Origin of the sequence: Nonomuraea sp. B19D2 (genome assembly GCF_040137845.1) — a bacterium.
Lineage (GTDB): Bacteria > Actinomycetota > Actinomycetes > Streptosporangiales > Streptosporangiaceae > Nonomuraea.
In genome coordinates, this window is record NZ_JBEFAK010000012.1 from 25,811 (window position 1) to 47,698 (window position 21,888).

The window sequence follows — 21,888 nt, forward strand, 5'->3', positions numbered from 1 at the left end:
TCGCCGTAAACGACGAGGATTCCCGTCCCGCCTGCGGCGGGAACCCTCGGCGCGAACGCCGCGAGTTATGGAACGGGGTGCTTGGCGCTTCACAGACCCGACCACCGTCTGGAGGTCTCCACGCCCTGAGACGACCGGCCCGGCCGCCTTGTGATGTCGTTCCGTACAGGCTTGGTTATCGCCCGTGTTCAATATAGCAAAGGACCCCCATGATCACCCGGCGTTCCCTCTTCGCCGGGGGCGCGAGCCTGGGCATTTCCGCCGCACTGGGTGCTGCTCCCGTGCGCGCGGCGGCCCGTCGCGCCCCGCTCTCCGACCCCTTCCAGCTCGGCGTCGCCTCCGGTGAGCCCACGCCTGATGGCGTGGTCCTGTGGACCCGGCTCGCCATGAACCCGATCGCGCTCGACGGCCTCGGCGGCATGCCGGACCGCACGGTGCCGGTCCAGTGGCAGCTCGCCAAAGATGAAAATTTCCGGCATGTCGTACGCGCCGGCGCCGAGGTCGCCCGCCCCGGCGCGGCCCACAGCGTCCACGTCGAGCTCGAAGGGCTCGCCCCCGGCGCCGAGTACTTCTACCGCTTCCGGGCCGAGGGCGAGATCAGCCCCGTCGGCCGCACCCTCACCGCCCCGGCCCCGGGCGCCCGCAGCCGGGCGCTGAACCTGTCGTTCACCTCCTGCGCCGACTACCAGGTGGGCTGGTTCACGCCCTACCGCAGGATGGCCGAGGACCAGCCCGACCTGATCGCCTTCCTCGGCGACTACATCTACGAGTACGGCGACTACAAGTACCCGGTCCGCGACCAGGCCGGCGGCGAGTGCCTCGACCTGGCCGGATACCGGCTGCGCCACGCCCAGCACAAGGCCGACCCCGAGTCGCAGCTGGCCCACGCCATCGCCCCCTGGGTCGTGGTGTGGGACGACCACGACATCGAGAACGGCTGGGCCGGCGACGTGCCCGAGCAGCCCGACCCGCCGTTCCTCGCGCGCCGGGCTGCGGCCTTCCAGGCGTACTACGAGAACATGCCGCTGCGCCGCGCCCAGAAGCCGGACGGCTCGGCGCTCAGGCTCTACCGCAGCATCCGCTGGGGCGCGGTCGCCAACCTGCACCTGCTCGACACCCGCCAGTACCGCGACCTGTACGCGTGCACCGGCAAGAGCGGCACCGTCGGCCCCGACTGCCTCGACCGGCTCGAGCCCAACAGGACGATCCTGGGCCGCGACCAGGAGGCGTGGCTCGACGGCGCGCTGAAGGGCTCGCGCGCCACCTGGGACCTGCTCGGACAGCAGGTCTTCCTCATGGAGATGGACTGGGCCAACGGTGAGGGCAAGGGCTACTCGAACGAGGGCTGGGACGGCTACGTCGCCTCCCGCAACCGCCTGACGGCCGCCATCGACACCTACCAGCGCAACGCCGTCGTGCTCACCGGAGACGTGCACTCCCACTGGGCCGGCGAGGTCAAGCGCGACTACCAGGACCCCGAGTCGAAGTCCGTCGCCGTGGAGCTGGTCACCACCTCGGTGACGAGCGCGGGCAACGGCCTGGACGAGTACCCCAACACGCAGGTCCTGCTCAACGAGAACCCGCACGTGAAGTTCTTCAACGGCCGCCGCGGCTACGTGCGCACCAAGATCACACAGCAGGAGATGAAGGTCGACTTCCGGTCGCTGTCGCGCGTCACCGAGCCCTACGCCCCTGCCTACACCTCCGGCTCCTTCGTCATCGAGCCGGGCGCCGCCAGACTCAACCCCGCCTGACAGGACCTCCCATGCGCATCCTCACGGCCGCCGCCGCGGCGGCCCTGCTCGCCATGCCGTTCGTGCCGTTAGCCGGCACCGCGGACGCCGCCGCCGGCCCGCCGATGGGCTGGAACAGCCGCTCGCTCGGCTGCTCGGTCTCGGAGTCGTCCGTACGCAAGGCCGCCGACGCCCTCGTGCCCCTCGTCCCGCTCGGCTACCGGTACGTCGTCATCGACGACTGCTGGCTGGCCGCGCAGCGCACGAACGGCGCGCTGGCCCCCGACGCCGCCCGTTTCCCCGGCGGCATGAAAGCCCTCGCCGACTACGTGCACGGCAAGGGCATGAAGCTGGGCCTCAGCCTGTCGGCCGGCGCCAAGGCCTGCTCGGGCGGCGGCCCCGGCTCGTACAAGAGCGAGGCCGCCGACGCCGAGCAGGTCAAGGGCTGGGGCGTCGACTACGTCAAGTACGACTGGTGCAACATCCCCACGGCCGACTTCCCCGGCCAGAACGTGCAGCAGATCGCCCAGACCCTCTACCCGCGCATGCGTCAGGCCCTCGGGGCGGACGTCGCGTTCGCCATGAACAACGAGGACGGCGGCACCGTGCCGTGGCTCTGGGGCAAGAGCGCGGGCGCCACCACCTGGCGCACGAACGTCTACAACCGCCCCATCCCCGACGCCTACCCCAACATGGTGGACATCTGGGAGACCAACCAGCTCAGGGCCGAGCACGCGGGCCCGGGCAGCTGGGCCGACCCCGACCTGATCCAGGCCGGGCGCGGCGGGATGACCGAGACCGAGTACCGCACCCAGTTCACGCTCTGGGCGATCGGCGCGTCCCCGCTGTTCCTGCAGGCCGACCCGGCCGCGGCGCCGCCCGCGATCGTCGCCAACCCCAAGGTCGTCGCGGTCGACCAGGACCCGCTGGGCGCGCACGGCACGTTCGTGAAGACCGACGGCTGGTACCACGTGCTGTCCAAGCCGCTGGCCAACGGCGACCGGGCCATCGCGCTGTTCAACGAGAGCGACCGCGCGGCCACCATCTCGACGACGCTCGGTGGGTCCCGCCACCGGGTCGAGGAGCTGTGGAGCGGCACGGTCAGCTCTTCCAGGGGCGGGCTCTCTGCCCAGGTTCCCGCGCACGCGGCCCTGCTCTACCGGGTCGCCGAGAGCCGGGAGCAGGCGCCGCCGCTGGTGACGTTCGAGGCCGACCCGCCGAAGTTCCTCGGCGACGACCGGCCCTCGGTGCTGGAGCCGGGCAAGACCGGCGAGATCCTGACCAGGGTCACCAACACGGGGGCCACCGCGCGCCTGCGCGACGTCGAGGTCGCGGCGCGCGTACCGGACGGGTGGCAGGCCGCCGCGCGCACGCCTGTCAGGGCCGGCAAGCTGGACGGCGGCGAGACGCTCACCGTGAAATGGGCCGTCACCCCGCCCGCCGGCGCCACGCCGGGGAACTACGAGCTCACCTTCACGCAGGGCACGCAGACCGCCATGGCCGTCGTGACCGTCGCCGCGGCGCCGGGTTCGGGCCGGACGTACCTCAGCGACGTGGCCTGGACCAGCGCCAAGAACTACTTCGGGCCGGTCGAGAAGGACACCAGCAACGGCGACAAGGCGGCCGGCGACGGCAAGCCGATCACCATCGAGGGCGCCACGTACGCCAAGGGCCTCGGCGCCCACGCGCCCGCCGAGATCGAGTTCTACACCGCCGGGCGCTGCACGGCCGTGGAGTTCCAGGCCGGGATCGACGACGAGGTCGGCCCGGCGGGCTCGGCCGGCTTCGAGGTCTGGGCCGACGGGGGCCGGGTCGCCCACTCGGGCGTGCTCACCGGCGCCATGCCCGCCCGCAAGGTCACCGCGTCCGTCGAGGGCGCCAGATATGTCCGGCTGGTCGCGACCAACGGAGGCGACAACGCGACCTCCGACCACGCCGACTTCGCCGACGCCGCCATCACCTGCAAGTAAGGAGTTCGCCGTTGTTGATCGTTCCCAAGCCCGTCAAGCACGAGTCCAGGCCAGGGGCGTTCGTCCTCGGCCGCGAGACCTCGCTGGCCGCCGACCCGGCGCTCGGCGAGGCGGCCGCCTGGCTGCGCGGTGAGCTCGCCCCCGTCACCGGAGGCCAGCTCCTGCCAGGGGGCTCGGGAACGATCACCTTGTCGCTCGGCGATCTGCCGCCGGAGGCGTACCGGCTGACCGTCGGTGCCACGGTGGAGATCGTCGCGGGCGGTCCCGCCGGGGCGTTCTACGGGGCGCAGACCTTCAGGCAGCTCATGCCGCCCGCCGCCTTCAGGAAGGCCCGGGGCGGGCCTTTCGAGGTGCCCGGCGCGTACATCGAGGACGCACCGAGATTCGGGTGGCGCGGCTGCCTCCTCGACGTCGCCCGGCACTTCATGCCCAAGCGGGACGTGCTCCGCTTCATCGACCTGCTCGCCCTGCACAAGCTGAACGTCCTGCACCTGCACCTCACCGACGACCAGGGCTGGCGGATCGAGATCCGCCGCTACCCGAGGCTGACCGAGGTCGGCGCGTGGCGCAAGGAGAGCCAGACCGGCTGGAACGGCGCCATGGACGGCCGCCCGCACGGCGGCTACTACACGCAGGACGACATCAGGGAGATCGTCGCGTACGCCGCCGCCCGGCACGTCACGGTCCTCCCCGAGATCGACCTGCCGGGGCACACGCAGGCCGCCATCGCCGCGTATCCGGAGCTCGGCAACCTGGGCACGCCCCTGGAGGTGCGCACCGGCTGGGGCGTCGGCCAGAACGTGCTCAACGTCGAGGACGGCACGGTCAAGTTCTTCCAGAACGTGCTGGACGAGGTGCTCGAGCTGTTCCCCAGCCCGTACATCGTGCTCGGCGGGGACGAGTGCCGCAAGGATCAGTGGCAGGCCAGCTCCGCGGCGCAGCGGCGCATCGCCGAGCTGGGGCTGCGGGACGAGGAGGAGCTGCAGAGCTGGTTCATCCACCAGTTCGACGCCTACCTGACGGCGCGCGGGCGCCGGCTCGTCGGCTGGGACGAGATCCTGGAGGGCGGCCTGGCGCCCGGCGCGGTGGTCGCGTCGTGGCGCGGCGAGCTGGGCGCGGTGGCCGCCGCCAGGAGCGGCCACGACGTGATCAACTGCTCCAACACGAGCCTCTACCTGGACTATCGGCAGGGGCCGGGGGAGGCGGAGCCGGTGCCGTTCGGGCCGGTGCTCACGCTGGAGGACGTCTACGCCTTCGAGCCCGTGCCCGCCGAGCTGCGCGGCGAACCGGCCGCCGCCCACGTGCTGGGCGCGCAGTGCGGCCTGTGGACGGAGCTGATCGACTCCAGCCGGCACGCGGACTTCATGGCCTTCCCCCGGCTGGCGGCCTTCGCCGAGACGGTGTGGAGCTCTCCAGAACGGGACCTGGACGATTTCCGGGCGCGGCTGGCGGCGCACCTGCCCCGGCTGGACGCGATCGGCGTGGAGTACCGGCGGGCGGAGGGGCCGCTGCCCTGGCAGACCCGGCCGGGCGTGCCGGGGCGGCCGGAGGACCCGGAAGGCTGGCAGGCCAAGCTCGACGCCTGGACCAGCAACCTGAGGTCCCGCTAGACCTCCACGTGACCGCCGCTGCGCCAGTAGACGTTGGCCTCCCTGGAGAGCAGCCCCTCGTCCACCAGATAGCGGCGCAGCGCCGCGTAGTCGTCGTGGAAGGCCCGCAGGGCCACGTTCACGTCCTTCTCCGGGTAGCGCACGCCGGGCTCGAACACCATGGCGATGTAGCGCAGCACCACCAGCCGCTTGTCGCGCCGCATCCCCATGGTCGTCAGCCGCCCGTTCACCAGGAACGTGCGCAGCACCCGCTCCTCTTCGCTCAGCTGCTCGGCCGGCTCGGCCCGGGCCCGCAGCAGCTCACGGAAGCGCTCGGGCGTGGCCCGCCACTTGCCGCTCTCGTCGCACGCCGCCAGACCGCCGGCGGCCAGCTTCTCCAGCGCCTTGGGCGGCAGGCCGTCGGTGTCGCCGAGCACCAGGGAGGCGAAGGTCCGTAACGTGTCTTCCTGGTAGAGCAGCCCGAGGACGCGTCTGATGTCTTCGTCGTTCACGCCTGGGTGCACCTTCCGCAACCTGTGGCACGTCGCTGAACGCGGCGAACCATACCATTTTGTCCCATGATCTCAGCGCTGTTACTCGCCGTCGCCGTCGCCATCCCCAACAACTTCCTGTTGTACGAGAAGGCCGCCACGCCCTGATCGTCTACCGGAAATGCGGGCCAGTGCTCCCGCCTTCAGGCGGGATGGTGAAGGCCCGTGCTTGAGTGCCCTCTGGGGCGCGAGCGTGCAGTGACCGAAACTCCTTGTGACTTCGCGGCCACGTACGGTATGGTTCTTGCGGTCGAACAGGCAAGCGATAACCAAGCTGGCTGAGAGATCACTTCCTTGATTCATTGGTATAACGATGCCGCCGGACGGGCGGTGATAGGACGTGGAGACTCGCCGTTGGGCGGGTCGGTGAAGCGTCAAGCGTCCCGTTCCATAGATCGTGCCGTGTAGGCGGCATGATCTGCTGCGTGAGCAGCACGGGAATCTCTGCCGTTCACGGCGGAGAGCACGTCAAACGGTGGCCGGCGAGTGGGGCAAGCCCGCCGCGAGCGACTTCAAGCAGCAGACGAAGGACACCAACCGCATGCTCGCCAAGATCTGCACCATCGCCGAATGCTGATTGCGGGAAATGTCTCGATCTCGGGACACGATCATGACACGACCCCGACGTATTCCGGACGACACTGAATCGACAGGCCTGTGCCGGGACGCCCTTGCCAGTCCGTTCCGGCACACGGCTTGTCGTTTTCTGGGGCTGCATTGGGCTTCGGGGGCAGCCCCAGCGTCCCCAGGACGGCGCCTCAGAGCCGGTTGAGCCCGATCACGTGGAGCACGGCGCGGCCCTCCTCGTCGGAGGCGGCCAGGTCGACCTGGGCGTCGATGCCCCAGTCGCCGTCGCCGGCCGGATCCTTGATCGTCTGCCGGAGCTTCCAGAGCCCGCTCTCCTCCTCGATCCGCAGCAGCGCGGGCCCGCGCGCGTCGGCGTCGGTGAAGATCTCCTCGTGGTCGGCGTAGTACGCGTCCAGCGCCGCGCCCCAGTCGACGTCGGGGGCGAGCTCCTCCAACTCCTCCTCCTTCTCCAGGGCACAGAGCTCGACCAGCCGGAACATCGCGTTGCGCACCAGCACGCGGAAGGCCCGCGGGTTGGCCGTGACCGGGCGCACCTTGGTCTCCAGCTGCTCCTGCCGCTCCAGCGCCTCGGCCGGGTTGGTGAGCTTCTCCCACTCGTCGATGAGCGAGGAGTCGACCTGGCGGACCAGCTCGCCGAGCCACTCGATCAGATCGACCAGGTCGTCGGTCTTGAGGTGCTCGGGCACCGTACGCGACAGCGTGCGGTAGGCGTCGGCCAGGTAACGCAGCACCGTGCCCTCGGACCTGGCCAGCTCGTAGAACTGGATGTACTCGCTGAAGGTCATGGCCCGCTCGTACATGTCACGGATCACGGACTTCGGGCTGACCGTGTAGTCGCCCACCCAGGGGTGCCCGCGCCGGTAGGTCTCGTAGGCCCCGAGCAGCAGGGCCTCCAGCGGCATGGGGTACATGACCTCGGCCAGCTGCTCCATGCGCTCTTCGTACTCGATGCCGTCGGCCTTCATCTGCGCGACCGCCTCGCCGCGCGCCTTCTTCAGCTGCGCCGACAGGATCTGGCGCGGGTCGTCGAGGATCGACTCCACGATCGAGACGATGTCCAGCGCGTACGACGGCGACTCGCGGTCGAGCAGGTCGAACGCGGCCAGCGCGAACGTGGACAGCGCCTGGTTGAGCGCGAAGTCCTCCTGCAGGTCGATCGTCAGCCTGGCCCGCCTGCCCTGCTCGTCGGGCTCGGCGAACTGCTCGACGATGCCGCCCGCCAGCAGCGACCGGTAGATCGCGATGGCCTGGCTGATGTGCCGCCGCTGCCACTTGCGGTCCTCGTGGTTGTCGGTCAGCAGGTGCTTCATCGCCTGGAAGCAGTCGCCCGGCCGGTTGATCACCGCCAGCAGCATGGCGTTGCTGACCTTGAAGCGCGAGTTGAGCGGCTCCGGCTCGGCCTCCTGGAGCTTCTGGAACGTGTCCTCGCTCCAGCCCACGAACCCCTCCGGCGGCTTCTTGCGCGCGTAGCCGCGCCGCCGCTTGGGGTCGTCGCCGATCTTGGCGAGGGCCTTGGCGTTCTCGATGTCGTGCTCGGGGGCCTGGCAGGCGACGTAGCCGATGGTGTCGAACCCGGCCCGGCCGGCCCGGCCCGCGATCTGGTGGAACTCGCGGGCGCGCAGCCGCCGCACCTTGTTGCCGTCGTACTTGGACAGCGCCGTGAACAGCACCGTCCTGATCGGCACGTTGACGCCGACGCCGAGGGTGTCGGTGCCGCAGATGACCTTCAGCAGGCCCGCCTGGGCCAGCCGCTCCACCAGGCGGCGGTATTTCGGCAACATCCCGGCGTGGTGCACGCCGATGCCGTGGCGCACGAGCCGCGAGAGCGCCCGTCCGAACCGGGTCGTGAAGCGGAACCCCCCGATCATCGCGGCGATGGCCTCTTTCTCTGCCTTCGTCGCCATATTGATGGACATCAGGGCCTGGGCCCGCTCCATCGCCGCCGCCTGCGTGAAGTGCACGACGTAGACCGGCGCCTGCCCGGTCTTGAGCATCTCCTCCAGCGTCTCGTGCAGAGGAGTCATCCGGTACGAGTAGACCAGCGGCACCGGCCGCTCGGCGTGCTTGACCACGGCCGTCGGCCGGCCGGTGCGCCTGGTCAGGTCGCGCTCGAACATCGACACGTCGCCGAGCGTGGCCGACATCAGGATGAACTGCACGTTGGGCAGCTCAAGCAGCGGCACCTGCCAGGCCCACCCGCGGTCGGGCTCGGCGTAGAAGTGGAACTCGTCCATGACGACCTGGCCGATGTCGGCCGCCGCGCCGTCGCGCAGGGCCACGTTGGCCAGGATCTCGGCGGTGCAGCAGATGATCGGCGCGCCCGGGTTGACGCTGGCGTCGCCGGTCATCATGCCGACGTTCTCGGTGCCGAAGACGGCGCACAGGTCGAAGAACTTCTCCGACACCAGCGCCTTGATCGGCGCGGTGTAGAAGGTGCGCTGGTCGCGCGTCAGCGCGGTGAAGTGGGCGCCCGCCGCCACCAGCGACTTGCCCGAGCCCGTCGGCGTGGCCAGGATCAGGTTGCTGCCGGAGACGACCTCGATGAGCGCCTCCTCCTGGGCGGGATAGAGCGTGAGCCCCCGCTCGGAGTTCCACTGCACGAACGCGTCGAAGATCGCGTCCGGCTCGGCGTCGATGTCTTCGGGCAGGCGGTCAAGGAGTAGGCTCACGCTCTCTATCCTGCCGAAGTTTGCCGGGTGGTCGAACCGCTCTATGCCAGAGACAGCTGGAACAGTGCCGTGTCGATCCAGCGTCCGTGCTTGAATCCCACCGCCCGCAGCCGCCCGACCTCCTCGAATCCGAACGCCTTGTGCAGCCGCGCCGACGCCGGGTCTCCCGAGTCCGCGATCACCGCGATCATCTGGCGGGCGGAGGACTCACCGGCCTTCTTGATCAGCTCGCCGAGCAGCAGCCTCCCGAGCCCCCGTCCCGGGAAGCCGGGCGCCAGGTAGATCGTGTCCTCGACCGTGTGCCGGTAGGCGGGCTTGGGGCGGTACTGGGCGACGTAGGCGTACCCGGCGACCGCTCCGTCCACCTCGGCCACCAGGAACGGCAGTCCCGCGCCCGTGATGCCGTCCGCCTTCGCCCGCCACTCGTCCAGCCCGGGCGGCGTCTCGTCGAACGTGGCCACGCTGCCGGTCACGTAGTGGGCGTAGATGTCGGCGACGGCTGGGAGATCGGCCTCGACAAGACCCCGAACGTTCGTCATGGCGACCATTCTGCTCAACGGCATGTGACGGGGGTGTTTCCGGATTCTCACGCCCGTGTCCGAGGGGCCGTCATCAGCAGCCCGCCGAGCAGGGCGAGCACCGCGAGGAACGGCCCGCCGCCGGGCGCGAACCCGCCGATCGTGAGCGTCAGCACCCCGCCGCCGACCAGCACGACCGCCGCGAGCGTGCCGCCCCACCCGGCCTGCCCGTACGGCAGCGCGGGCGGCGCCTCGAACCTGGCGAACCCCTTCAGCAGCGGCCACATGACCAGGCACAGCAGCCCGAACCAGAGCGGCCACCCCGCCAGCCAGAACGCGCTGCCGGGGCGCGGCGTGTCGATGCCCAGCAGGACCACCACCACGCCGGTCACCGCGAACAGGGCCGGCATGTGCCACAGGTACACGGTCATGATCCGCGGGCCCGCCCAGGCCAGCACTCGCTCCGTGTTCAGCCGCACCAGCCACGGCCGCAGCAGCGCGGCCAGCCCGATCTGCCCGACCCCGACGGCCAGCATGGCGAGGGTGGGCGGGGCCATGTTCGACACCTCGGCGCCCGGCAGGCCGATCATGCTGCCGGGGTACGGGCCGTACGCCACCAGCAGCGCCGCCACGCCGAACCCGCCCACCGCCAGTGCCCACGGTCGGCGCAGCCGGCCCTCGGCGTAGAAGAAGCCGAGCTGGTGCACCGCCATCCAGACGAACACGACGTTCAGGTAGCCCAGCGCGTCGAACCCGCTGGAGAAGCGCACCACGTCCGTCAGCACCGCCCCGGCCGCCAGCGACAAGGGGACCAGCACGCCGTACCTCTCGTGCAGGCGCAGCGCCAGCGGCGTGGCCGTGACGGCGATCAGGTAGACGGCGAGGAACCACAGGAGCTGGCCGGTCAGCCGCGCGCCCACCTCCAGCGGCTGCTCGGGCACGCCCAGCGTGAGCAGCACGTGGGGGAGCGGGATCCACACCGCGGCCAGCGGCAGCAGCGGCCAGGCCAGCCGGCGCAGCCGGGCCGCCAGCCACCGCTGCGGGCGCCCGCCCGAGCGGCCGAAGCTGATCGCGTTCGCCGCGCCGCCCGCGAAGAACACCAGAGGCATGACCTGGCTGAGCCACGTCACCACCCACACCCCCGGCGTCGACAGCGCGTTGCCCGTCGCCAGCCGGCCGCCGTCGTAGGTCAGCACGGGGATCGTCCAGTGCTGGAACACGATCAGCGCCATGCCGAAGACACGCAGCAGGTCGATGAACGGATCCCGCACCGCTGTGCGCGCGCCCGCCGTGCGACGCGGTCGCTGTTCGACCGGGGCGATGGGGCGGTCCAGCAGGACGGTCATGGGGGAGCCTCGATTTTTGGGAGGGAGTGGATGGCTCAAGGCTCTCGTCGCGGGCGCTCGGGCACATTGCCGCTCGCCGCCCTCTTCAGGTCGAGATCACGTCACCCCGGCCGGTAGGGCTGGCCCTACCCCCACACACCTGTGCACCCGCTCGTCTCGCCCGATCAAAGGTCCTACCGTGAATTCCATGCGCTCCCGGATGAGGCGTGTCCTTCTCGACACCCGTTACACGCTGGTCGGCTTCCCCACGGCCGTCATCGGTTTCGTGATCATGATCGCCGGCTTCGCGGCCGGCGTGGGCACCACGGTCGTCTGGGTGGGCGTGCCGCTGCTGGCCGGCACGCTGCTGGCCGCGCGGGGCTTCGCCGACGCGGAGCGCGGCTGGTTGTCCGACGTGCTCAAGCGGCCGCCCGTACGGCCCCGCTACAAGCCCGCTCCGCCCAGCGCGGGCCGCTTCCGCCGGATGGTCAACCCGCTGACCAGCGGGCAGTCCTGGCTCGACCTGCTGCACGGCATCCTGAACCTGCCGCTCGCGATCCTGGCGTTCGTGCTCACCATCGCGTTCTGGGCGGCCACTGTGGCAGGGCTGACGTGGCCGATCTACGGCATTGTCATCCGGCGCGATCCCGGTTACAGCGGGCTACCCGTGCTGCTCGGCTTCGAGGACAGCTACCTCGTCGACTCGATTTTCAACGTCTCCATCGGCTTGATCTTCGCGCTGCTCCTGCCGTTCGTCGTGCGCGGCGCCGCGCTGCTGCGGGCCGGGCTGGGCCGGGCGCTGCTGACCGGCGTGGCCGAGCTGCAGGAGCGCATCGACGACCTGGCCGAGGGCCGGGCCGCCGCCGTCTCCGCCGAGGCCAACGCGCTGCGCAAGCTGGAGCGCGACATCCACGACGGGCCGCAGCAGCGGCTGGTCTCGCTGGCCATGGAGCTGTCCAGGGCGCAGCGGCAGTTGTCCAAGGATCCCGAGGCGGCGCAGGCCACGATCAAGTCGGCCATCACCGCCACCAGGGAGACGCTCGACGAGCTGCGCGCGCTCTCGCGCGGCATCGCGCCGCCCATCCTGTCCGACCGCGGCCTCGCGCCCGCGCTGGCCGCCCTGGCCGGGCGGTGCACGGTCCCCGTCGATCTGGACGTGCAGACCGTCGAGCGCTACCAGGCCGCGGTGGAGAACGCGATCTACTTCGTCTGCGCCGAGACCCTCACCAACGTGGCCAAGCACAGCCGCGCCACCACGTGCACCGTCCAGCTTGCCCGCATAGGTGACGCTCTCGTGCTCACGATCGGGGATGATGGGGTCGGCGGCGCACACGTCGCCAAGGGACACGGTCTCGCCGGGCTGGCCGACCGGCTCCGTGCCGTTGACGGGGAGCTCGAGGTGCAGTCGCCGGACGGCGGGCCGACGTTGATCGTGGCGGAGGTGCCGTGCGGGTAGTCGTGGCCGATGACGCGGTCCTGATCAGGGAGGGCCTGGTCAGGCTGCTGGAGGAGTTCGGCTGCGAGGTGGTCGCGACCGTCGGTGACGGCGACGGCCTCGTGGCGGCGATCGCCGAGCACAAGCCGGACGTGTCGGTGGTCGACGTGCGCATGCCGCCGTCGTTCACCGACGAGGGGCTCAGGGCGGCCGTGGAGGCGCGGCGCAGGGTGCCGGGGGCGCCCGTGCTGATCCTGTCGCAGTACGTCGAGGTCTCCTACGCCGACGACCTGCTCGCCGACGCCCGGGGCGCGGTGGGCTACCTCCTGAAGGACCGGGTCGTCGACGTGGACGAGTTCCTGGAGGGCCTGCGGCGGGTGGCCGCGGGCGGCACGGTGTTCGATCCGCAGGTGGTGTCCCAGTTGATGGTGCGCAGACGCAAGGACGACCCGTTGGCGCAGCTGACGCCGCGGGAGCGCGAGGTGCTCGGGCTGATGGCCGAGGGGAAGTCCAATCCGGCCATCGGGCGGCAGCTCGTGATCAGTGACGGGGCCGTGGAGAAGCACATCCGGAGCATCTTCAACAAGCTCGGCCTCTACGCGGAGGACAGCGACCAGCATCGGCGGGTGCTCGCCGTACTGACCTATCTGCGTTCCTGACCCCTCCCGGCCCGGTCGGGGGGCTGGCCGGTCCGCGCGGCGCCGCGCGCGGACCTGGCCGCTCGGCTGATTTAGCCGAGCGCGTCGACCAGCTTCTTGCGCTGCTGGGCGCCCAGGCCGCCGAGGCGGCGCTTCTCGTCGACGCCGGCCTCCTCCATCAGCGCGGTGGCCTTGGCCGGACCGACGCCCTTGACGGCGCGGAGCGCCTGGGAGACCTTGATCTTCTTCGCGATGTCGTCGTCGCGCTCCAGCAGCTGAGCGAACGTCAGCTCGCCGGCCTTGACCTTGGCGAGCAGAGCGGTGCGGGCGGCGCGGGCCTCGGCCGCCTTGGCCAGAGCCGCCTGACGCTGCTCGGGGGTGAGAGTGGGAAGTGCCATCTCAGTTCTCTCCTCGGGGAGTTTTACGTTCGGGTTCTGTTACCCGTGGTGCAGTGGCTAATCATGGCGGATACCAGCGGTTCGTGTTGCGGAAAGCGCCCTCTCACCGTGTCCGCCACACCTCGCCGGCCGCTTCCGCGCACACCACGTCCTGCGTGACCGTGCCCCCGCTGACCCCTATGCCGCCGACCACGCGCCATCCCTCACCGTAGTCAGCCCAGAGGGGGACGCCGCCTGCGACGCACACGAAACCCTCCCGTGGCAGGCCCTGCAGGTCCCCTCCTGGAGCCGTCCGCGCGGCCAGCTCCGCGGTGGACCCGCGCAGGGCCACCGAGGTGTACGCCTTGCCCTGCGCGAGCACCGGCCCGGCGATCCCCGCACCCTCCATACGCTGGAAAGACACCAGATGACCGCCCTCGTCCACGACCGCCACGGAGATCGCCACGCCTTCGCGGATCGCCTGCCTGACGGCCGCCTCGGTCATGCGGAGCGCGAGTTCCAGATTCACGCGTGCTTCCCTCGGGTCCCTGAGGTCGTGATGGGTTTTCCTTCCATGCGTACCGCCCTTGGCCGGGCGCGGCAAGATCGCTAACATGGGTCTTACGGGTGCGGGCTATAGCGGCCTCGCCCCCTTCAGGGTGGAATGCGTCACATTCCGCCGCTCGGGCGTGTCGCGAGCCTGGTCAGGGTGGTTTTCCCGCCATGTTTCGAGACCTTCCGGCGTGAGGAAGGCGTCGAACACCGACTCCATCGCGCCCAGCAGCGCGCCCCGCCAGACCAGAGCCGAGCCCTCGATCCTGGGCGGCTGATCCCGGCGGATCGCCATGAGGCCGGGCCCGCAGCTGTCCATCAGGACCTTCCCGGCCCGTTCGGACAGCTCCACGCCGTGGCCCGAGAGGGTCACCACCTCGGGGTCGTGGGCGTTCACGAGGGCCGCGATGCCGCGTCCGAGCGCTCTCGCGTTGGCCGCGACCGCCTCCTCGCTGGTGGCCAGCACCTGCTCAGCCTGGGCCCGGCCCCTGCCGCCGCCGTAGGCGAGGCCGACGTGGCGCAGGAGGGCGTTCGCGCCGACGTCCATGCCCCAGCAGCCGATCGCGCCGCACGGGCAGAGACGGTCGCCGCCGGTGAGCGGCATGTGGCCGAACTCGGCGCCCGTGCCGCTCGCCCCGCCCAGCGGCCGGCCCTCCACCACGAGGACGCCGCCGAGGTCGAAGTCCACGTGCAGGTGCAGCCCCACCCGCACCCCCCGCAGCCGCCCCCGCCGGGCCTCGGCCAGCGCCGCGAACGCGGTGTCGTTCCCGACGATCGGCTCAGCCTCCACCCCGAGCAGCCGTGGCACGTCGACCGAGCGCCAGCCCAGGTGGGCGATGTCAACCAGGCCGCCGTGCCGGACCGGGCCCGCCAGAGCCACCCCGACGCCGACCACCCGATGCCCGAGGCGGCGCCTGTGCCCCGCGATGGCCTCGCCCAAAGGGCCCAGAACGCCCTCAGGCGTGCCGTCGTGGGGCTGGAGGTCCAGCACCGTCGTCCGGCCGCCCAGCTCGCAGGCCGCCAGCTCCCAGGCGTCCTCACGCACGTCCACGGCCAGCGCGAGCGGGCCGCGCGGGTGCGGCCCCGGCACCTGCGTCGGACGCCCTCGCGCGTGCTCCCGCGCCGGCTCCTCGTGCAACAGCTCGTCCTCGGCCAGCCCCGCGACCAGCACCGACGCCGTCCCCCTCGCCAGCCGAAGGTCGCGGGTCAGCTGTGACCTGGTGCGGGCGGCCCCGCAGTCGTGCACGGCGCGCAGCAGCCGTACCCGGTTGTGCGTGCGAAGTTCACCACTCGTCGTAGCCCCAATCACGGTCAACAGTTTATGCTCTAGCCGTGAACAAAAACCTCATTGACGCCAGACGCGCTCGTGCCGGAGTGTTCGGGTTCTTCTTCCTCGCCGGTTTCGTGATGGGTTTGTGGGCCGCCGGACTCCCGTCCCTGAACGACCGGCTCGACCTCGGCTTCGCCCGGCTGGGCAGCATCCTGCTGCTGATCTCGGGTGGCGCGCTGGTGTCGATGCTGGTGGCCGGGTCGCTGGTGGACAGGTGGTCGAGCCGCCGGGTGTGCTGGGTGGGCGGTCCCTTCTCGGGACTGGTCCTGCTGGGGCCCGCTCTCGCGCCCTCGTACTGGTCTCTGGTGGTGCTGGCGGTGCTGTTCGGGATCGGGCTGGGGGTGACCGAGGTCGGCATGAACACCCACTCCGTCGAGGTCGAGCGCCGCTACGGCCGCCCGATCATCTCGGCCTTCCACGGCACGTGGAGCCTGGGCGGGGCCGCCGGCGGCGGGCTCACCTCGCTCGCCCTCAAGGCCGGGGTGGACCCGCAGCTGCTGCTCATCGTGGCGGCGCTGGTGGTGCCCTTCCTGTACGTCGCTGCGGCGCGCCTGCTGCTGCCCGACCCGCCCGCGCACGCCTCCTCGCCGGAGCAGGGCGCCTCGCGGGGCTCGTCGCTGGGCTGGGGGCTGATCGCGCTCCTCGGCCTGGCCGCGTTCGCCGGCCACCTGAGCGAGGGCGCGGCCATCGACTGGGCCGCGCTGCACGCCCGCACGGTGCTGGAGACGGATCCGGCGATGGCGCCGCTCGCGTACACGATCTTCTCGGTGGCCATGACCGCCATCCGCTTGCTCGGCGACCCGATCAGGGCCCGCCTCGGCTCGATGCGCACCATCCAGTTGGCCGGCCTCTTCGCGACGGCCGGCTACGTCCTGGTCCTGGCCTCGCCGCTGGCGGCCGGCACCCTGCGGGTCGTCTGTGCCTGGACCGGCTGGGCGCTGGCCGGTGTGGGCCTGGCCACGGTGGTGCCGGTCCTGTTCAGCGCGGTCGGCGCCGCCGGCGGCCGGGTGGGGCGCGCGCTGGCCATGGTGACGGCCTTCGGCTACAGCGGCCTCCTCCTGGGGCCCGCGGTGCTGGGCTACGTGGCGGAGGCGTCCTCCCTCCCGATCGCCTTGATCATCCCCGCGGTCCTGGCCGCCGTCGTGACCCTCGCCGGCGCCCCCGCCATCCGCTCCCTGACCCGCCTCTCATCGGCTCCCGCCGACGACTCGCCCCTCGTCGGAACAGGCGACCACCCCGCGCCCGCTCCCGCCCGCGACTGACTCGGGTAACGGCAATCGGCCTTCAACAGCGACGGCACGCTCCTTCTCCAGAACACTGGCTGACCGTCGGCCTCGGCCACGCCCGGCCTACCCCGCCGTGCCGCCTCGCCGGTGGGGTAGGAGCCGGTCACGCCCCCGCTTGACCTGGCGTTACGCGATCGTGACTTGACCTGGGAAGTTACGCCCATGTTTCATGTGCCAAACACCGTAAACGTTTACAGAGCCTTGGTCGTAAACGTTTACAACACCATGGAAGGACAACCTTGGCCGACGGACCCACGATCAACACGATCGCCGAGCGTGCCGGTGTCTCGATCGCCTCCGTTTCGCGGGTGCTGAACGGCCTGCCGACCCGGCAGGAGACCGTGCGCAAGGTGATGGCCGCCGCCGACGAGCTCGGCTACGTGCGCAACGCCGTGGCCAGGTCGCTCAAGTCGCGCCGCACCCACCAGGTCGCCTTCGCCATGGCCGACGTCGGCAACCCCGCCTACCTGGCGATGCTCCGCCAGATCCAGCCCGTGCTGAAGGCCGCCGGATACCGGCTGGTGCTGCACTCCACCGACGCCGTCGTGGCCGACGAGATCGACGTGCTGCACAGCCTGGGCGAGCGGTACGTGGACGGGCTGATCATGAGCCCGCTCCGGGTCACCGAGGCCCACCTCGAGATGCTGGCCGCCGCCAGGGCGCCCGTCGTGATCATCGGCTCCGTGCCCGACGGCACCCGCGTGGACAACGTACGGGCCGACTCCCGGACCGGCGTCCGGCTGGCGGTCGATCACCTGTACTCGCTCGGCCGCCGCCGGATCGCCATGGTCAACGGCCCGCTGGACACCGTTCCCGGCGCCTCTCGCGGGGACGCCTACCGGGAGGCGCTGCGGGACCTGGGCCTGCCTTACGACGAGGACCTCGTGCAGATCGGCGACTTCTACCGCGCGGAGGGGGGCCGCGCGGTGGCGGAGCTGCTCGCCAGGGTCCCCGACGTGGACGCGCTGCTGTGCGCGAACGACCTGATCGCCCTGGGCGCGCTCGACGTGCTGCGGGCGGCCGGGCGCCGGGTGCCGGACGACGTGGCGGTGGTCGGCATGGACGACACCGACCTGGCCGCCGCCTCCTGGCCCTCGCTGACCAGCGTCTCGCTGGGGTCGGCCGAGCGCGGCAAGGCCGCCGCCGAGCTGCTGCTCGAGCGGCTGCAGGGCGGCGACCGCGAGCCGCGGCTGATCACCGTGCCGCCTCGCCTCGTGGTCCGCGCCTCGACCGCCGGAGCGGCGGCCGCCGGGTACGAGGGCGCGAGCCGTGCCCGTACAGACAGCACGAAGGAGGAGGCGTGACGGCGACCGTGACGAGAGCGGCGCCGCCGCGCGGGACGCGGCGCGCCAAGCGCCGCCGGCTCTCACGCCAGACGCGCGAGATGTGGCTGCTCATGCTGCCCGCCCTGGTGCCGGTGCTGCTGTTCAGCGTGGGCCCGCTGCTGTACGGCATCGGCCTGGCGTTCACCGACGCCCGCAACACACGCAACCACGAGACGGAATTCGTCGGCCTGGAGAACTTCAGCCGGCTGCTGACCGACGACGAGTTCTGGTCCTCGTTCAAGATCGGCGCGATCTGGTCGGTCTCCGTGACCGTGCTGCAGTTCCTGGCCGCGCTCGGCCTGGCGCTGCTGCTGAACCAGAATCTGCGGTTCAGGGGCGTGGCCAGGGTGCTGGCGGTGGTGCCGTGGGCGATGCCGCCCGTGGTCATCGGACTGATGTGGAAGCTGGTCTACCACCCCGACGCGGGCATCCTGAACGACCTGCTGGGCACGGACATCAACTGGCTGGCGGACTTCTCGCTCGCGCTGCCCGCGATCATCGTGGTCGGCGTCTGGACCGGCATGCCGCAGACCACCGTGGTGCTGCTGGCGGGCCTGCAGGGCATCCCGAAGGAGCTCTACGAGGCGGGCGAGGTGGACGGCGCGAGCCGCTGGCGGCGGTTCTGGAGCATCACGCTGCCGCAGCTGCGGCCGGTGATCGTGGCGATCACCTCGCTCGACTTCGTGTGGAACATCAACCAGTTCGGCCTGGTCTACGTGCTCACGCAGGGCGGGCCTGGCGGGCAGACGCGGCTGCCGATGCTGTTCGCGTACGAGGAGGCGTTCAGGTACCGGATGGCCGGTTACGCCTCGATGCTCGGCCTCGCCATGGCGATCGTCGTGCTGGCCGTGCTCGGACTGTACCTGTGGCGCCAGATGAGGGAGGCCAAGTGATGAGGCGCGGCTCGCAGTACGTGGCGCTGCTCGCGTACATCGTCTTCCTGGCGTTCCCGCTGGTCTGGCTGCTGTCGACGGCGCTGAAGACGCCGAGGGAGATGGCCCTGGCCGACCCCACGTGGATCCCGCGTGACCCGACGCTGGCCAACTTCGCCGACGCGTTCGGCGAGCAGGACCTGGTCGGGGCCGCGGCGCGCAGCCTGGTCGTGGCGCTGTTCAGCAGCGCGATCACGGTGCTGATCTCCCTGCCGGCCGCCTACGCCATGGCCCGCTACCGCGGCCTGCTCAACAAGATCGCCATCGGGTGGGTGCTGGTCAGCCAGGTGTTCCCGTTCATCCTGATCATCATCCCGCTCTTCATGATCCTGCGGGACATGGCGCTGGTGAACACGCTGCCCGGGCTCGTGCTGGTGCACGTGACGTTCACGCTGCCGTTCGCGCTGTGGATGCTCCAGGGGTACGTGCGCGCGGTGCCGCGCGAGCTGGAGGAGGCCGCAGCCGTGGACGGCGCGACCCGGCTGCGCTCGATCGCGAGCGTGGTCGCGCCGCTGCTGGCGCCGGGGGTGGTGGCCACGTTGCTGTTCTCGTTCATCTCGTCGTGGAACGAGTTCATGTTCGCGCTCGTGATCCTGCAGAACCCCGATGTCATGACGCTCCCGCTCACGCTGGTGAGGTTCACCGGCCCCGAGGGGGTGGCCAGGCTCGGCCCGCTGGCCGCGGCGTCGCTCATGGCGACGATCCCGAGCCTGATCTTCTTCGCAATCATTCAGCGGCGACTGAAGTCCGGCCTGATGGCCGGCGCCGTGAAGGGCTAGGAGGCTCACATGCGAATCAGGTCCGCTCTGGCGGCTGCGGCGATCCTCACGCTCGCCGCCGCGTGCGGCGGGGGAGGCGGCGGCGAGTCGTCGTCCGCCCCCAACGAGCCAGTCAAGATCAATTTCCTCAGCCTGGCATGGCAGAAGGAGTCCGTCGCCGCGAACAAGCAGCTCGTGGACGAGTGGAACAAGGCCAACCCCAACATCCAGGTCACCTACGTCCAGGGCAGCTGGGACAACGTCAACGACCAGCTCGTCACGCAGTTCGCCGGCGGCACGGCGCCCGACGTGATCCACAACGACTCGCCCGCGCTGTCCGGCTTCGCCACCGACGGCTACCTGCTCGACCTCAAGGACAAGCTGCCCGCCGAGCTCAAGAACGACATCCCGCAGCCCGCCTGGGACACCGTCACCTTCGACGACGGCAAGGGCCAGCAGGGCGTGTACGGCGTGCCGTTCCTGCAGGAGTCGCAGGTCATCATCGCCAACAAGAAGCTGCTCGACGCGTCCGGCGTTCGCGTCCCGACGTCCGACAACCCCTGGACCTGGGATGAGTTCTCCGCCGCGGCGAAGAAGATGACCAAGGGCGGCAATTTCGGCGTGGCCTGGCCGATGAAGTCGCCGGTCAACAAGACGCTCAACCTGGCGCTCAACTTCGGCGGCACGTTCTTCCAGACGGCCGACGGCAAGACCACGGTCAAGGTGGGGCCCGAGGAGCGCGAGGTGCTCCAGCGCATCCACGACCAGCTCTACAAGGACAAGTCCGCCGACCCGGCCGCGCTCGGCCAGGGCACCGCGGACCCGCTGCCGGCCTTCTACAAGGGCAAGTTCGCGCTGCTGCCCGCAGGTGTGTACCTGCGCCAGCAAGTCGCCGAGCAGGCCCCGGAAGGCTTCGAGTGGGTCACGCTCCCCGCGCCGAAGGGCACGAGCGCCCAGCAGGGCGCGGTCTCGCAGACGCTGTCGATCGCCCAGGACAGCAAGCACCCGGACGAGGCCATGAAGTTCATCGCGTTCTTCCTGAACGGCGCGAACCAGGCCAAGCTCGCCAAGGGCGACTGGCTCCTGCCGACCTCCCAGACGGCCGCCGCCGACCCGGCCATGACCACCAAGGAGAACGGCTGGGACATGGCCACCGCCTCCGCCAAGAACCTCGTCGTGGCGCCGTTCCTCAAGGTGAGCGGGTTCGACGAGTGGAAGACCAAGGTGGCCACGCCGGTCCTGCAGGAGTACTTCGGCAACAAGATCACCATTGACCAGGCGGCCTCGAGGCTGGTCGAGGACGGCAACAAGGTGCTGGAGCGGTACCAGCGGTGAGTTTCCGCGACAAGGCCCGTGGGTGTCTGCTCGGCCTCGCCGCCGGTGACGCCCTCGGAGCCCCGGCCGAGAACCTGCCGCCGTCGGAGATCCGGCGGCGGTGGGGCCGGCTCACCGAGATCGAGGGCGGCGGCACCGATGACACCGAGTACGCCATCTTCGCCGCGTCCCTCCTGGCCCGGCATGGGCATGCGCTGACGTACGCCGACGTGGCGGCCGCGTACCGGCGGGAGGTCATCCCGCGGGTCTCCGGGCCCATGCGGGGGGCCGGGTTCTCCGAGCTGGGCACCGTCGAAGCGCTTCGCCGCGGCATGGAGCCGCCGTTGACCGGGCTGGTGCACTCGCACGGGTGGTCGGACGGCCTCGCCATGCGCGCGGCGCCGTACGGGATCTTCTGCCCGGGAGACCCGGCGGAGGCGGCCCGGCTGGTGGAGCAGGACGGGCTGGTCAGCGGGTCCGGCGAGGGCATCCTGGGCGGCCGCGCAGTCGCCGGGGCGGTGGCCGCCGCGATGGGCGGGGCCTCTACGGAGGACGTGGTGCGGGCGGCGCTGTCGGTGATCCCCGCCGACTCGTGGACGGCCCGCAACATCGTGCGAGCCCGCACCGCGAGCAAGACCGTGCGCAAGCCGGGCGCGGCCGGAGACGACGGGCTGGTCGAGGCGCTGCACGAGGCCGTGGTCGTCACGCATTACCCCTGGACCGACCTGGCTCCGGAGGCCGTGGCACTGGCGTTGGCGGCGGTGCTGGCAGGCGGTGGCGACGTCGAGGACTCCGTGACGTTCGGGGTGAGCCTCGGCAGGGACGCCGACACGATCGGCGCCATCGCCGGGGCCATCACAGGAGCCATGCGGGGAGAGCGCGGCGTGCCCGAGCGGTGGGCGGCCAGGATCGGACCCGTGACAGGCAAGTGCCTGCCCGTCGTGGCCGGAAAGCACGTGCTGGACGTCGCCGACGAACTGGCAGGAGGACTGTAGATC

18 protein-coding genes are annotated in these 21,888 nt (G+C 70.9%); 11 read left to right on the forward strand and 7 right to left on the reverse strand.

The annotated features are described in order from the left end of the window. Positions 1-209 precede the first annotated feature (209 nt). Genes ABN273_RS22700 through ABN273_RS22710 form a run of 3 tightly spaced genes read left to right on the forward strand, consistent with a single transcriptional unit; the run spans position 210 to position 5,313 of the window. Positions 210-1,754, forward strand: coding sequence for an alkaline phosphatase D family protein (locus ABN273_RS22700; RefSeq protein WP_349450959.1), 1,545 nt, complete (start codon positions 210-212; stop codon positions 1,752-1,754). 11 nt (positions 1,755-1,765) lie between these two features. Further along, on the forward strand, positions 1,766-3,703 hold the full coding sequence (locus ABN273_RS22705; RefSeq protein ID WP_349450961.1) for an NPCBM/NEW2 domain-containing protein: 1,938 nt from the start codon (positions 1,766-1,768) through the stop codon (positions 3,701-3,703). 11 nt (positions 3,704-3,714) lie between these two features. Further along, complete coding sequence (locus ABN273_RS22710) at positions 3,715-5,313, forward strand: beta-N-acetylhexosaminidase (protein WP_349450962.1); 1,599 nt, start codon at positions 3,715-3,717, stop codon at positions 5,311-5,313. On the opposite strand, the gene ABN273_RS22715 is transcribed toward ABN273_RS22710, so the two are convergent. The 4 genes from ABN273_RS22715 to ABN273_RS22730 all read right to left on the reverse strand — a co-directional run bounded on the left by ABN273_RS22715 (position 5,310) and on the right by ABN273_RS22730 (position 10,964). Continuing rightward, a complete protein-coding gene (locus ABN273_RS22715; protein WP_349450963.1) occupies positions 5,310-5,804 on the reverse strand; it encodes a DUF2087 domain-containing protein in 495 nt (164 codons plus the stop codon). The genes ABN273_RS22710 and ABN273_RS22715 overlap by 4 nt on opposite strands. Positions 5,805-6,601: 797 nt before the next feature. Next, the gene (locus tag ABN273_RS22720) at positions 6,602-9,109 is read right to left on the reverse strand and encodes a DEAD/DEAH box helicase (protein ID WP_349451190.1); all 2,508 of its coding nucleotides are present in this window, start codon (positions 9,107-9,109) and stop codon (positions 6,602-6,604) included. Positions 9,110-9,141: 32 nt separating this feature from the next. After that, positions 9,142-9,639, reverse strand: a complete 498-nt coding sequence (locus ABN273_RS22725; RefSeq protein WP_349450965.1) for a GNAT family N-acetyltransferase — start codon at positions 9,637-9,639, stop codon at positions 9,142-9,144. 47 nt (positions 9,640-9,686) lie between these two features. Further along, positions 9,687-10,964, reverse strand: a complete 1,278-nt coding sequence (locus ABN273_RS22730) for an acyltransferase family protein (RefSeq protein ID WP_349450966.1) — start codon at positions 10,962-10,964, stop codon at positions 9,687-9,689. Positions 10,965-11,163: 199 nt separating this feature from the next. On the opposite strand from ABN273_RS22730, the gene ABN273_RS22735 reads away from it, so the two are divergent. Next, positions 11,164-12,399, forward strand: coding sequence for a sensor histidine kinase (locus ABN273_RS22735; protein WP_349450967.1), 1,236 nt, complete (start codon positions 11,164-11,166; stop codon positions 12,397-12,399). After that, positions 12,390-13,037: a response regulator transcription factor gene (locus tag ABN273_RS22740; protein ID WP_349450968.1), complete on the forward strand. Its 648-nt coding sequence runs from the start codon at positions 12,390-12,392 to the stop codon at positions 13,035-13,037. Before ABN273_RS22735 ends, ABN273_RS22740 begins: the two co-directional genes overlap by 10 nt. Positions 13,038-13,108: 71 nt before the next feature. Here the strand turns inward: ABN273_RS22740 and mihF are convergent, their stop codons facing one another. The 3 genes from mihF to ABN273_RS22755 all read right to left on the reverse strand — a co-directional run bounded on the left by mihF (position 13,109) and on the right by ABN273_RS22755 (position 15,254). Further along, positions 13,109-13,414: an integration host factor, actinobacterial type gene (gene mihF / locus ABN273_RS22745; RefSeq protein ID WP_043641121.1), complete on the reverse strand. Its 306-nt coding sequence runs from the start codon at positions 13,412-13,414 to the stop codon at positions 13,109-13,111. A 103-nt stretch (positions 13,415-13,517) separates the two neighbouring features. Next, positions 13,518-13,922 carry a GlcG/HbpS family heme-binding protein gene (locus ABN273_RS22750; RefSeq protein ID WP_349450969.1) on the reverse strand — a complete coding sequence of 135 codons (405 nt, stop codon included), beginning with the start codon at positions 13,920-13,922 and terminating at the stop codon, positions 13,518-13,520. A 105-nt stretch (positions 13,923-14,027) separates the two neighbouring features. Beyond that, a complete protein-coding gene (locus tag ABN273_RS22755; protein WP_349450970.1) occupies positions 14,028-15,254 on the reverse strand; it encodes an ROK family protein in 1,227 nt (408 codons plus the stop codon). A 23-nt stretch (positions 15,255-15,277) separates the two neighbouring features. On the opposite strand from ABN273_RS22755, the gene ABN273_RS22760 reads away from it, so the two are divergent. From ABN273_RS22760 to ABN273_RS22785, 6 genes are all read left to right on the forward strand, one after another. Then, the gene (locus tag ABN273_RS22760) at positions 15,278-16,537 is read left to right on the forward strand and encodes an MFS transporter (RefSeq protein ID WP_349450971.1); all 1,260 of its coding nucleotides are present in this window, start codon (positions 15,278-15,280) and stop codon (positions 16,535-16,537) included. Between the two features lie 263 nt (positions 16,538-16,800). Continuing rightward, entirely contained in the window at positions 16,801-17,865 is a 1,065-nt protein-coding gene (locus ABN273_RS22765) for a LacI family DNA-binding transcriptional regulator (RefSeq protein ID WP_349450972.1), read from the forward strand. After that, entirely contained in the window at positions 17,862-18,779 is a 918-nt protein-coding gene (locus ABN273_RS22770) for a carbohydrate ABC transporter permease (RefSeq protein ID WP_349450973.1), read from the forward strand. Before ABN273_RS22765 ends, ABN273_RS22770 begins: the two co-directional genes overlap by 4 nt. Beyond that, positions 18,779-19,597 (forward strand): carbohydrate ABC transporter permease, encoded by an 819-nt coding sequence (locus ABN273_RS22775; RefSeq protein WP_349450974.1) that lies wholly within the window; start codon positions 18,779-18,781, stop codon positions 19,595-19,597. The genes ABN273_RS22770 and ABN273_RS22775 overlap by 1 nt, the downstream gene beginning before the upstream one ends. Before the next feature lie 9 nt (positions 19,598-19,606). Continuing rightward, complete coding sequence (locus tag ABN273_RS22780) at positions 19,607-20,911, forward strand: ABC transporter substrate-binding protein (RefSeq protein ID WP_349450975.1); 1,305 nt, start codon at positions 19,607-19,609, stop codon at positions 20,909-20,911. Continuing rightward, the gene (locus ABN273_RS22785) at positions 20,908-21,885 is read left to right on the forward strand and encodes an ADP-ribosylglycohydrolase family protein (RefSeq protein ID WP_349450976.1); all 978 of its coding nucleotides are present in this window, start codon (positions 20,908-20,910) and stop codon (positions 21,883-21,885) included. The genes ABN273_RS22780 and ABN273_RS22785 overlap by 4 nt, the downstream gene beginning before the upstream one ends. Positions 21,886-21,888: the final 3 nt, after the last annotated feature.